The organism is Terrimonas ginsenosidimutans (assembly GCF_022012415.1).
In the GTDB taxonomy this organism is placed as follows: Bacteria; Bacteroidota; Bacteroidia; order Chitinophagales; family Chitinophagaceae; genus Terrimonas_A; species Terrimonas_A ginsenosidimutans.
Genome location: NZ_JAKLTR010000013.1, coordinates 108,947 through 120,962, shown reverse-complemented (window position 1 = coordinate 120,962; position 12,016 = coordinate 108,947). Strand labels below are relative to the sequence as shown.

10 protein-coding genes are annotated in these 12,016 nt (G+C 47.0%); 4 read left to right on the top strand and 6 right to left on the bottom strand.

The annotated features are described in order from the left end of the window. Positions 1–3: 3 nt before the first annotated feature. Positions 4–1,656, bottom strand: a complete 1,653-nt coding sequence (locus LZZ85_RS19210; RefSeq protein ID WP_237874973.1) for a DUF1800 domain-containing protein — start codon at positions 1,654–1,656, stop codon at positions 4–6. A 186-nt stretch (positions 1,657–1,842) separates the two neighbouring features. Here LZZ85_RS19210 and LZZ85_RS19205 point away from each other — a divergent pair, with 186 nt between their 5' ends. Beyond that, complete coding sequence (locus LZZ85_RS19205; RefSeq protein WP_237874972.1) at positions 1,843–3,231, top strand: S41 family peptidase; 1,389 nt, start codon at positions 1,843–1,845, stop codon at positions 3,229–3,231. Between the two features lie 241 nt (positions 3,232–3,472). Here LZZ85_RS19205 and LZZ85_RS19200 read toward each other — a convergent pair whose 3' ends face one another. Beyond that, positions 3,473–4,648, bottom strand: a complete 1,176-nt coding sequence (locus LZZ85_RS19200) for an acetyl-CoA C-acyltransferase (protein ID WP_237874971.1) — start codon at positions 4,646–4,648, stop codon at positions 3,473–3,475. Between the two features lie 233 nt (positions 4,649–4,881). Here LZZ85_RS19200 and LZZ85_RS19195 point away from each other — a divergent pair, with 233 nt between their 5' ends. Both LZZ85_RS19195 and LZZ85_RS19190 read left to right on the top strand, forming a co-directional pair. Continuing rightward, positions 4,882–5,934: a quinone-dependent dihydroorotate dehydrogenase gene (locus LZZ85_RS19195; protein WP_237874970.1), complete on the top strand. Its 1,053-nt coding sequence runs from the start codon at positions 4,882–4,884 to the stop codon at positions 5,932–5,934. A gap of 106 nt (positions 5,935–6,040) precedes the next feature. After that, on the top strand, positions 6,041–6,841 hold the full coding sequence (locus LZZ85_RS19190; RefSeq protein ID WP_237874969.1) for a TerC family protein: 801 nt from the start codon (positions 6,041–6,043) through the stop codon (positions 6,839–6,841). On the opposite strand, the gene LZZ85_RS19185 is transcribed toward LZZ85_RS19190, so the two are convergent. Both LZZ85_RS19185 and dnaB read right to left on the bottom strand, forming a co-directional pair. Continuing rightward, on the bottom strand, positions 6,824–7,540 hold the full coding sequence (locus tag LZZ85_RS19185; RefSeq protein WP_237874968.1) for an RsmE family RNA methyltransferase: 717 nt from the start codon (positions 7,538–7,540) through the stop codon (positions 6,824–6,826). The genes LZZ85_RS19190 and LZZ85_RS19185 overlap by 18 nt on opposite strands. Positions 7,541–7,657: 117 nt before the next feature. Further along, positions 7,658–9,226, bottom strand: coding sequence for a replicative DNA helicase (gene dnaB / locus LZZ85_RS19180; RefSeq protein ID WP_237874967.1), 1,569 nt, complete (start codon positions 9,224–9,226; stop codon positions 7,658–7,660). A gap of 476 nt (positions 9,227–9,702) precedes the next feature. On the opposite strand from dnaB, the gene LZZ85_RS19175 reads away from it, so the two are divergent. Beyond that, on the top strand, positions 9,703–10,212 hold the full coding sequence (locus LZZ85_RS19175) for a hypothetical protein (protein WP_237874966.1): 510 nt from the start codon (positions 9,703–9,705) through the stop codon (positions 10,210–10,212). A gap of 93 nt (positions 10,213–10,305) precedes the next feature. Here the strand turns inward: LZZ85_RS19175 and LZZ85_RS19170 are convergent, their stop codons facing one another. After that, the gene (locus tag LZZ85_RS19170; protein ID WP_237874965.1) at positions 10,306–11,520 is read right to left on the bottom strand and encodes a hypothetical protein; all 1,215 of its coding nucleotides are present in this window, start codon (positions 11,518–11,520) and stop codon (positions 10,306–10,308) included. A 5-nt stretch (positions 11,521–11,525) separates the two neighbouring features. After that, the gene (locus LZZ85_RS19165; RefSeq protein WP_237874964.1) at positions 11,526–11,942 is read right to left on the bottom strand and encodes a hypothetical protein; all 417 of its coding nucleotides are present in this window, start codon (positions 11,940–11,942) and stop codon (positions 11,526–11,528) included. Between the last annotated feature and the right edge of the window lie 74 nt (positions 11,943–12,016).

Genomic DNA, 12,016 nt, shown 5'->3' with positions numbered 1-12,016 from the left:
GGTTTAGGATAATTGGTATTCTGATAAATTCATAAGATACTGGTACAGGCTTTTTAACCTGTTGCTGATAATGGTTTGCGCCTGCATGTTGCCGGGATCCGAGAGATAACCATTCCATGCATTGGTCCAGTAGTAATCCTGTGTTTGACCGCTAAGCAGGATCGATTGTTTGATCGATTGAATGGCGGTATCAGAAACCGGCACCCTGTACATTACACCGAGAGCATCCGCCACAAGCCTGTTCGGATCACCCGGATTTGATAGTGTTTTAGTAAAGGCGATCACATCAATGATGATCGTTTTTTCATTGCGTGTGTGACCATTCCAGGTCATCAGATCGGTGAACTGATTTCGCTTCGGAAGCGTATCATGCGTGATCCACATTTCATGATATGCCGGTTCCTGGTAATATGCAGGCCAGCCGGATACATCCGGCGGATCACCAATATTCTGCCCCATTGCCTGCATAAAAGAACGGATGAAACTCCACATACCATATGCATCCGTATAATCTGCCACAGCAGGAAAAACAACATTGAATTCACGCATGCAACCTATCACATGATCAACCGGGCTTTTGATCAAACAGCCCTGGTTCAGCACATCAAAGAAATGCTCGCTTTTGAAAAGAGCTTCAAGTACTGGTTTGATCTCGTAATTGTTTGACCGGAAAATGATGGACAGCGGCACGATCACATTTGCTTCTGCAGCGGCATCTATTTTATAATAAACAAACCAGCGATAGATACAGCGGCAGATATATTTCGATGTCTCCTGTTTTGCAAACAGCATTGAAATAAGGTCGTCCGTTTCAAGTGCACCATCCGCGCCGGTGCGTCCGGGGATCACCGTATTGTTATAATAGGAAGAGAACGTTTTGCTCTTGATGTCGTGCTTTGCTGGATCAAAATAAACTTCCAGTGTATCCGGGTTGATCCGCCAGCCGGTAAGAACGCTTGCGGCAGTACGCACATCAGGTTCCGTATAGGCAACGGTTGGGCCTTTACCAAGCGTATACAACTCCATCAGCTCCCGTGCGTAGTTCTCATCTGGCGCTGTCGCTTCATTCAGATAGCCATTAAGATAGATCAGCATTCCCGGATCGATCGTTACATCCTTGACCATTTTCCTGAAGTTGCCGAGGCAATCCTTCCGAAGCAGATCATTGTGCTTATAAATAAAATGTGCATTCCGGATAGTGTTTGTTTCCGTACCGAAATGATCAGCCCACATGAGGGTCAGTTTTTCGCGGATACTCCGATCCTGGTTGAGCATCACACCTGCCCACCATTTTTTGAACGATTCCTGGCGGAACTCGTTCAACTCGTTGTTATCTGTTGGATCATTGATCCAGGTGGCGCCTGGAGCCACAACAGGGTCAGCCATATCTTCGGTGTAATCATTGACCGGTGGCGCCGGAAACTGGGATGCAGGATTCAGCAGCTCATCAACCGCCTGCTGCATCGTCCGGGACGAGAAATAATCTATATCCTGTTTGGCAGATCCAAACATCAGACGCTTCAATAAATGTTGGGCTTCATTTCGGGTCCAGGCACCCTGGTATTCATTCAGGCCGGACTCGGTCCGGAATTCAGGGGCTGCCGGTATCGGCGCGTTCTTAGTACGCCCGGCAGTCAGGAAGGCTCTTCTATCCATAGGATTTTTCACTTTTCTTGGATACTGTGTGTTTATTCGGTTACCCGCTAGTAACAAATATTGAGCCTCATTCGTATAAATGGGGAAAATACACCGCGAACAAGTAGAATTTCGTGGACGCCTTCGGGCAGTAGCCTGTGTTACAATCATGCAGTTTCAAAACTCAAAACCTAAGATCATAACTAAATGAAAAAAACGATCCTTTCACTTGGGCTCTCTTTCCAGCTTGTACTGACCTGTTTTGGGCAGATACCGAACACGCTTTCTCCATCCGACAAGATCTATGGCCTGTCAAAATTCTGGCAGGAAGTCAACTACAATTTTGTGTACCTGAACAAGGTCGACCGTAAAGCCTGGGACAGCACTTACAAAACACTTATCGGCTCTATTGGAAACACACCTAATGATTACGTGTACTTCCGCGAACTGCAGCGATTTTGCGCATTCCTGAATGACGGGCATACCAATGTGTATATGCCCTCAGCGATCCAGGATAAAGTGATGACCACTATGTTTGGCGACTACCGGCTTTTTGTTGAGAATATCGACGGTAAGGCTATTATTGTCAGAACAAATGCCAGTAAGAAAGCGGAGATTCCTTTCGGAAGTGAGGTGATTGAAGTGAACGGCAAACCAACGCCAGCGTTCATTGCCGAAAATGTTGCCCCCTACATTTCTTCCTCTACCGATTATGTGCTGAAGGATTGGAGTTATTCAAAATTGCTGCAGGGCCTGGAAGGCGAAACGTTCCATATCAGGATCAAGAAGCCGGATGGCCGGATCATTGCGAAGACCCTCACGCACAGCAAAACCAAAGAAGAAGCCGTGTTCCCTGAGTTCGAACCACAACGCGAACTGATGGATTTTAAATGGTATGATAACAAAAAGGTCGCGTACGTGAGCCTGAACTCATTTGGAGATAAAAAGATCGATACTTTATTCTGGAACAAACTTCCCGAATTGTATACCGCGAAAGCAATGGTGATAGATCTTCGTTATAACGGTGGCGGAAGTACGACTATCGGGCTGGAGATCCTGAAGTATCTCACGGCCGATACTGTTCTTTATGGCTCGAAGACGAGAAGCCGCTTGCATATACCATCTTTCAAAGCATGGGGCGTATTTACTGAACCAAAAGATACAATAGGTAATGAATGGTCAAAGAAATCATTATTGAACCTCCTTGATCTTACTTATCATGATTTTGATTACACGCCAAGAAAAAATCTGCTGACAGAAAAACGGATCATGATCCCGACAGTGATCCTGCTTGGACATAACACGGCATCTGCAGCAGAAGACTTTCTCGTCTTTGCCGATAATCAAAAGCATATGATAAAGATGGGAGAAAATTCTTTCGGGAGCACCGGTCAGCCATACCAGTTCGATCTGCCGGGCGGAGGATCTGCACGTGTTTGCACCAAACAGGATATGTATCCTGATGGAAGAGAGTTTGTAGGTTACGGCATTAAGCCTGACATTGAAGTGAAACGCAGCTTGCAGGATTACCTGGAGAAAAAAGACCCTGTGATGGAGAGGGCGTTAAAGTATTTGCAGGAGCAGTTGAAAAAGTAGACTGGCGTAGAAGTTTCCCGCAGATTACGCAGATCTTGTCAGTCCTTTTTCCGTAATTCATCGGAAGTATTTAAGTACAAACATGGAGAGCGCAGATGACGCAAATCTCTTCCCCCTAAGTCGGAAGACTGTCTGCGTCATCTGCGCTCTCCATATTTATACCGATCATATACTTTTACCTTTTCAGCAAAAGGATTGACAAGATCTGCGAAATCCGCGGGAACCTTACGCCGCTCGGCTATCAAAGATTCTCAATGATCCCTGCAATTCCCTGTCCACCGCCAACACAAGCCGTTACCATTCCGTACTTCTTATTAAGACGCTTCATGTCATTCACCACCTGGATAGTCAGCTTACAACCTGTACAACCCAGCGGATGTCCCAATGCAATTGCCCCACCATTGATATTCACTTTTGCCGGATCAAGTCCTGCTTCCCGGATAACAGCCAGTGCCTGCGAAGCAAACGCTTCATTCAGTTCCACCAGGTCAATATCGTTCAAACTCATATCCACCTGTTTCAACGCTTTCGGAATTGCCGCCACAGGCCCGATCCCCATGATCCGTGGATGAACACCCGCTGATGCGCAAGCCACCAAGCGCGCGATCGGTTTCAGTCCCAGTTCATTCATCATCTTCTCTCCCATCACGATCACGAAAGCGGCGCCATCAGAAGTTTGCGAAGAGTTACCCGCAGTTACAACGCCGTTGGCAGCAAATGCAGGTTTCAGCTTTGCCAGTACATCAACAGAAGTCTCTGCACGCGGCCCTTCATCTGTATCTACGATATAATTACGCTTTTGCTTCTTACCTTTTTCATCCAGGTAAACTTCTTCCACATTGATCGGAAGGATCCCTGATTTGAAATAACCACTTTCTATGGCATTGATCGCTTTGCGGTGCGACTGATAAGAAAACTCATCCTGGTCAGCACGGCTTACATTATATTCTTTAGCTACTGCTTCCGCGGTGAGGCCCATGCTTAAGTAGTAGTCGGGATCATCTTTTGCAATGGAATAGGCAGGAACCGTTTTCCAGCCAGCAGTCGGAACAAGGCTCATGCTTTCTGTACCACCGGCGATTATGCAGTCTGCCTGCCCCATGCGGATCTTGGCTGTTGCCATCGCAATGGTTTCAAGCCCCGATGCACAATAGCGGTTTACCGTCACACCCGGCACAGAAAACCCCAGTGCACGCGCGGAAATAATACGGCCAAACTGCAATCCCTGCTCCGCTTCCGGAACGGCATTACCTACGATCACGTCATCCACACGGGATGATTCCAGTTGCGGCACAGATGCCATCAATCCTTTGATCACGTCCACCGCCAAATCATCCGGGCGATAAAAACGAAAACCACCGCGTTTTGCTTTACCAACTGCAGTGCGATAACCGGCTATGATATATGCTTCTTGCATAGGTCAAAAGTTTAAATGTTTAAAAGTTTAAGCGTTTAAAAGTTTTTCAGTGTAAATATTTAACAGTTTCCGATAGTCCGGAATTCCCGGAGCAGGATATAACTATTAAACTTTTAAACCATTAAACTTTCAAACTTTACGCATTGGTTGTTTATGCAACTTTCTATCCCAAATTTAATCACTGTTTCCATACCATCCAAACGCTGCCGAACTTGAATTATCTTCGCGCCATTATGTATAACCTGATTAGGCGTTGTCTTTTTTTATTTTCTCCGGAATGGGTGCATTACTTCTCGATGAACTCACTTAAACTATTGTGTAACATAGGAATTGGGAAAAAGTTACTGGCTGCGGCATTTAGCCCGGCACCGATGGCAGGATCCCGGTGGTCAGTGGCTGGCATCGATCCTAAAAATCCGGTAGGCCTTGGGGCCGGATTTGATAAGAATGCACGTTATCTCCGCGAGCTGGAGGCCCTGGGCTTCGGTTTTGTGGAGATAGGAACAGTGACACCTTTGCCACAGGCAGGAAATGATAAGCCCCGCTTATTCCGCTTACCGGAAGACCAGGCTCTTATCAACCGCATGGGATTTAACAACGATGGCGTAAAAGTGGTGATAGAGCGATTGAAACAATGGAAAGATTCAGTAGAATCCCGATCCGGTAGGCAGCCACGCCTCATCATCGGCGGTAACATCGGCAAGAATAAAGTAACCCCGAACGAAGACGCGTGGAAGGATTACGATATCTGCTTCCGCGAACTGCATCCTTATGTGGACTATTTCGTGGTCAATGTAAGCAGCCCGAATACACCCGGCTTACGCGAACTGCAGGAAAAAGAATCACTGGGCAAGATCCTCCGTCATCTGCAAATGATCAATAATGGCAAAGCAGTTGCAAAGCCGATCCTGTTAAAGATCGCCCCCGACCTGACTGCTGATCAGATCGATGACGTAATAGACCTTGCACTGGAGATCAAACTCGACGGACTGGTTTGTTCCAATACCACTATCAACCGTGCCGGTCTGAAGACCTCACCCGAAAAACTGGAAAGTATCGGAGCGGGTGGCCTGAGCGGAAAACCCGTTCAGCAACGCTCAACCGATGTTGTAGCCTATATCTCAAAAAGATCCGGCGGCCAGATCCCGATCATTGCTTCCGGCGGCATATTCACCGGTGCAGATGCTAAGGAAAAACTAAATGCCGGCGCCTCACTGGTACAGGTGTGGACGGGATTTATTTATGAAGGCCCGTCGATTGTAAAAAAGATCTGCAGGGAATTGTAGAGAACTGCATCGGTCAACGGACAACAAGCAAATAAGGAAAAAATCAACTAAAGAAATACGGCAGGCCCTTTGCTTGCTTTAACCACACAGCACACTACCAACCAACATGGAACATTTATTCACGAGTGAAAGTATTATCAGTTTTGTAATTCTTGTCGTACTCGAAGTTGTACTGGGTATCGATAACGTCATCTTTGTTAGTATCATCCTGAACCGTCTCCCTAAAAAAGAGCAGAACAGTGCACGCCGGCTGTGGATGATCACGGGTATTATCTCCAGGAGCTTATTGCTACTGGCGCTGGGATGGTTGTTGAGTCAGAAGGGAAAATCACTCTTCACTTTATTTGATAAAGGCTTTGACCTTGCAAGTCTTGTCATGCTTGTGGGAGGTCTGTTCCTGATCTATAAGTCGGTACGCGAAATACATCATAAGCTGGAAGGCGAAGATCCGAATGAATCTGCGGTAAAGAAGAAGCCGCTTAGCTTCGGAAAGGCAATTGTGCAGATCATGGTGATCGATGCAGTGTTCTCATTTGACAGCATCATTACGGCGGGTGGTACTGCAAAACATGTAGAGATCATGATCGCAGCAGTAGTGATCGCCATGATCGTAATGTTCCTGTTCAGCCCCGCGATTGCAGGCTTTATTCATAAACATCCTACGCTGAAAATGCTTGCACTTTCATTCCTCGTAATGATCGGACTGAGCCTCGTGATAGAAGGATGGGATGCCGAGCAGGCACATATGCTTCACCTGAAAAACTATATTTATTTCGGTATGGCATTCTCCTTCATCGTGGAAATGCTGAATATGGTCATGATGAAGAAGGCGGCAAAGAAAGTGGTGAAGCTGAATGAACCACGTCTTGAAGATAATACACCAAACGAATCAGACCAGGCACATTAAACTGGCAGCAACCACGCCAGCGGTTTCTGCACGAAGACGTGTATCTCCCAGCATTACTGGTTTGAATTGGTTTGACAAAGCCAGTGCAATTTCATCTGGCGTGAAATCTCCCTCGGGCCCGATCAATATTATGCGGCTGCCGGAAGCGGCCGCTAATTCGTTCACAAGGGGCGTCTTGTATTGTTCATCACAATGCGCAATGAATTTATGTGGGATATTGTTTACATCTCCGAGGGTGAATAACGAATCATATCCGACAGGCTCATGCAATACCGGAAGCCAGCTTTGCTGGGATTGAAGCATCGCACTTACAAGGATCTGTTGCAAACGATCATGACGGAATTTTTCCTTTTCCGTTCTGGTTCCGATAACAGGAACAATCTCGCTTACACCCAGTTCGGTCGCTTTCTCTAAAAACCATTCGAAGCGGTTGGTGTTCTTGAGCAGGGAAATTGCTATCACCGTTTTTCTTTCAATAGCAGGGGTCTGTTGCACAGTGTTCACTTCAACCGTGCAATGTTTCTTATGATTGTCGGAAATGGTTGTTGTGATCAGATGACCTTTCCCATCGGTAAGATTCAGTTTCTCGCCATTCTGCATCCGCAGCACCTGTACTACATGCCTCGAGGTGTCTTCATCGAGAACAATGGTTTTCTGACTGGAAGAGTATGTCGAAAGATAAAAGTAAGGCAGAGCCATAGATGCTGTTTAAGTATCGCAAAGGACGCAAAGAAACCGCAAAGAGCGCAAAGAATAATCTCTGCGCTCTTTGCGGTTTCTTTGCATCCTTTGCGATTTATTACTCCGGATAATTATTTAAAAAGGTGCATCATCATCATCCTGCAGGTTATTCATCTTACTGCCGGTCTGGATATACAATTTCTCCCCGCCGCCGGCACCGCTATCTCCTCCTACCGGCGTCCAGCTGCCGGATGGCAGGCCAACACCGCCATAAGGATCTTCTTCCCATCCGATGAATTTCTGTATATGAAGTAATGCTTTCAGTTTAACTGTTTCGAGAGAACCATTACGGTGTTTAGCGATCTTTACCTCGGTCAGCCCTTTAATGTTCTCTCCTTCCGCGCTCTGGCTGATATCATAGTATTCAGGACGATAAAGGAACATTACCATGTCCGCATCCTGTTCGATCGCACCGGACTCACGAAGGTCACTCAACTGTGGAACACGGCTTCCTTCTTTTGATCCACGCTGCTCCACCGCACGGCTTAACTGGGAGAGGGCAATGATGGGAACCTGTAGTTCTTTCGCAAGGCCTTTCAGGTTACGTGAGATGGTGCTGATCTCCTGCTCACGGTTCGTTCCTTTTCCTTCGCCGGACCCACTCATCAGCTGCAGGTAGTCGATGATGATCATCCCGATATTGTGCTTGTTCTTCAAACGGCGGCATTTTGCCCGAAGCTCGAAAATGTTCAGTGCAGCCGAGTCATCAATGAATAAAGGCGCTTGTGCCAGGCGCTGGATACCGCGGGCATAGAGCTGTTTCATCTCATGCTCTTCCATCTTACCCCGCGCGATCTTTTCCAGCCAGATCTCACTTTCCGCAGAAAGGATCCTCTGTACTAGCTGGGCGGCACTCATCTCAAGCGAGAACACTGCCACACCGGTTGGTTTTGTCGGGTGCATCGCCGCATTTCGCGCGAGGTTAAGCGCGAATGCTGTCTTACCTACCGCGGGACGTGCAGCAAGGATGATCAGATCCGTATTCTGCCAGCCATAGGTCACTTTATCCAGTTCACTAAAGCCTGACGGAACACCGGTAATATCTTCATTCCGCTGACGAAGGTCTTCGATACGCTTGATCGTGTTTACGAGTACGCTATCGATCGTATTGTAATCTTTCCGAAGGTGATTGTTCGTGATCTCGAACAGCTTGCTCTCCGCATCATCCAGCAGATCGAATACGTCTGTGGAATCTTCATACGCATCACCAATGATCTCACCACTGATGCGGATCAGCTCCCGCTGAATGAATTTCTGAAGAATGATCCTTGAGTGCGCTTCAATGTGCGCAGCAGATACAACCGCATTTGTCAGTTTGGTAACATAATACGCACCGCCCACCTGCTCCAGTTCACCACGGCTGCGAAGTTCTTCCGCTACGGTAAGGATATCGATCGGCTGGCTTTTATTGGCCAGACCCTGGATCGCATTGAAGATCCGCTGATGCGCTTCCACATAAAAACACTCTGATTTCAGGATCTCGATCACCACGTCAAAAGCATTTTTCTCCAGCATCATAGCTCCAAGCACAGCTTCCTCCAGGTCTTTTGCCTGCGGGGGAACTTTGCCGTAAACCATTGTGCCGAGGTCAAATGAAGGCTTTTTCTTCTGCTTCCGGTCCTTATTCAGGTTAGTCAGTTCCATCGTTCGATTATAGCGATAAAGGGTTAAACCATTAGTTTTTACACCAATGACGTTGGGTATGTATTCCAGCCTTGCTTTAAGAAAATATTATCTCTGTGTTATCGGAATGTTCCCGTAGTCAGACAGCGAAAATAGACCTGAAAAATGACAAGCCGGGGCTTTCCATATTATTTTTCTTTTCGCACCAAGTTTGCACTGGGATGGGGAGGTTATCCACACCGGGGTTCGTTAACCGTTGTCGGTTGACCGTTGACCGGCTCAAATACGACAGAATTTGAACCATCAATATGATAATCTATTTATATCTCAGAGGCTCGATCAGGTTTGTTCGCGGTCAACGGTCAACCGACAACGATCAACGATGCATCCCGGCACAATAAATGCCCGCAAAAATCAGTTCTAATCCCAGATCTTCCCAAACCGACCAAGCTGCCCTGAAGGTGTTTTATTATTTAACTAATTAAAAAACAATGGCTATGGATACATTTAACCCAGGCAGCCCCGCAAGGCCTGTACTCACACAGGCCGAAAACAACACTACTTTATGGATCGGACACCTGCAGACGGACCCGACGGATCATTTCGGAGGACAAACATTTACCTGTCCCGATCAGGGTCAACTGGATAATATCCAGCTATTCGCCTCAGCCGTTCAATACCCGGGAAACATCCAACTCAGCCTGCACGAGTTTGATCCGGTGAACAAAACCTGGGGACCGGCACTCGGCCAGTGCACCATGGCCATTCAGAAAGAAGACACGCATAAATGGATCCGGTTCGCACTGCCTACGCTCAACCTGAAAAAGATGAGCACCTATGCGTTTCGTGTCACAGCCACCGATGCTCTTGTTGGCTTTGGCGAAGCAGCCTGCGATAACAAACATCCCTTTACTTTCGGACATGAATGGAACGCAGACTCAACAAACCAGAAAGGGCATTTTTACTCTTATTTCAGCCTGGCTTTCAAAGTCGAAATGCGCGCATAGCAAGCATCGCATAGAACGGATAGAAACCGGGCACGAACAGCCTGGCGTCCTGCACGGTTTCTTCCGCCTGTCCAATAATTCCATGCAAAACATTTAACGGCGATTTCCAAAGCCTTTAAGGAAGTTCAACGCTGCGATCACGTTCCCCCGTGTGACCATCCCGCTGAAATGCCTCCCAAACGCAAAAGTCAACCGTTGATTGTTACCCAGATCGTATTCAGCATTCACCACCAGCCTCCACGAAGGGTCGACGATATCATTGTTCAATACACTTCTGTAGATCCCTTCCCCGCTCAAAGCAAATTTGCTTTTCGGATGATTGTATATAATTCTCGCTCCAGCATCAAATGTCGACACATCTCCTGTCTTTAACAATCCTGCATTATCCGCAAACGCTTTTTTAGGATTGAACAGGTATCTCGTGATCCCGAGCAGGGTCCATCCGGATTCATAGTTCGCCCCGAAGGTCAACCACGCACCAGCGTTATGAACATTCGACTGGCTGAAGATCTTATCAACATATTCCAGTGTTGCACCTCCTGCAAGATCAATAAAGAAACCAAACCGTTCAATTCTGAATGCCTCCGCTTTTGTTTTCAGCAATGCAAGCCGGCTATGGATCAACTCTTTTTGAGCAACGATCCCATTGCGAAGTTCTTCCTGCAGTGCTGCCATCTTTTTGTTGATCGCCAGCACTTGCGGATCATTCATATTACCTCCGTTCTCCCTGATCCTGTTTCTTCTTTCCTCCGCGAGCAACTGATACGCGGCATTGCTGTCAAGCGTCGACTTAAGTGTTGCATTCACATCAGCCGCAACCTGGCTTGCAAGCAGGTTGATCGTATCAAGTGTTTCGGTAGTTTGACGGGAGAATGCCCCGCGCTTTATAGAGAATTTTATTCCAAAAGAGTTGTAAAAATTAGCAGGGTTATACTCTTTCGACGTTGAATCAGCTCCGCGGACGGCTGTGGAGAATACAAAGGTTTGCCGGAATACATCGGAGAACTTCTTCGAATCCATTTTATCTGTTGTTAACCCTTTTGCCCTGAACAACCAGAACGGAGCAAGATCAACAGCATAATTGGACGGAAGTATAGAGTTGTTTCCGGATGAACTTTGCAATGATGCCATGAATGCAGATATATCGGTTGGCTTTTCGATATCGCTGGTTGCAAATCCCAGCAGATTGGCGGCGGGAGACGCTGGTGCGCGCAACAGATCGAGTTTCACTTTCGCGGTATCATCCACCTGTGAGAAAGCGGTGTTGAGGAGGATGCAGCAGGTTAGTAAGGTGCAGAGGTTTTTCATGTTGCTTACAGTTTAAAGAATTCAATGACAGAAGTGAAGATGGCGTTATCCCCTTCATTTTTTACAACCTTGAATAACTCATATTCTATAAACTTGAACCCTCCACGCAACCGGATAATCGACTCCACATTATTGGTATCCCGCGACGTGTCGATCATCACGGTTGTAATGTGAAGTTTCTTTCCGTTAAGCGCCTTATTGATGTCCAGTGTAAACTCATTGACCGATCCTTTTTTACCGCGCAGGATAGGCTCATCACCAAGGATCATATCTGTAACGGCTGTCTGCCCCGGCGCTCCCACGATGATCTCCAGCGTTACCGGCCTGTTGCTCCCATCTACCAGGTAAGCAGTGTCAAGAGTGGTTTTTTCCTCAAATGCAGCATCAATGGTCTTAGCGATGCTTTTCGCTGATTTTGCCATAAGTAAGATTTAATAGTACAAATTACGAAGAAAGGTTGTCCGTTGTCCGTTGTCCGTTGTCCGTTGTCCGTTGT

Bases quoted from the DNA above. Each gene is read 5' to 3' on its own strand.
- LZZ85_RS19170 (WP_237874965.1), bottom strand. From the start codon at position 11,520: ATGAAAAACCTCTGCACCTTACTAACCTGCTGCATCCTCCTCAACACC.
- LZZ85_RS19195 (WP_237874970.1), top strand. From the start codon at position 4,882: ATGTATAACCTGATTAGGCGTTGTCTTTTTTTATTTTCTCCGGAATGG.
- LZZ85_RS19210 (WP_237874973.1), bottom strand. From the start codon at position 1,656: ATGGATAGAAGAGCCTTCCTGACTGCCGGGCGTACTAAGAACGCGCCG.
- LZZ85_RS19200 (WP_237874971.1), bottom strand. From the start codon at position 4,648: ATGCAAGAAGCATATATCATAGCCGGTTATCGCACTGCAGTTGGTAAA.
- dnaB (WP_237874967.1), bottom strand. From the start codon at position 9,226: ATGGAACTGACTAACCTGAATAAGGACCGGAAGCAGAAGAAAAAGCCT.
- LZZ85_RS19190 (WP_237874969.1), top strand. From the start codon at position 6,041: ATGGAACATTTATTCACGAGTGAAAGTATTATCAGTTTTGTAATTCTT.
- LZZ85_RS19165 (WP_237874964.1), bottom strand. From the start codon at position 11,942: ATGGCAAAATCAGCGAAAAGCATCGCTAAGACCATTGATGCTGCATTT.
- LZZ85_RS19205 (WP_237874972.1), top strand. From the start codon at position 1,843: ATGAAAAAAACGATCCTTTCACTTGGGCTCTCTTTCCAGCTTGTACTG.
- LZZ85_RS19175 (WP_237874966.1), top strand. From the start codon at position 9,703: ATGGATACATTTAACCCAGGCAGCCCCGCAAGGCCTGTACTCACACAG.
- LZZ85_RS19185 (WP_237874968.1), bottom strand. From the start codon at position 7,540: ATGGCTCTGCCTTACTTTTATCTTTCGACATACTCTTCCAGTCAGAAA.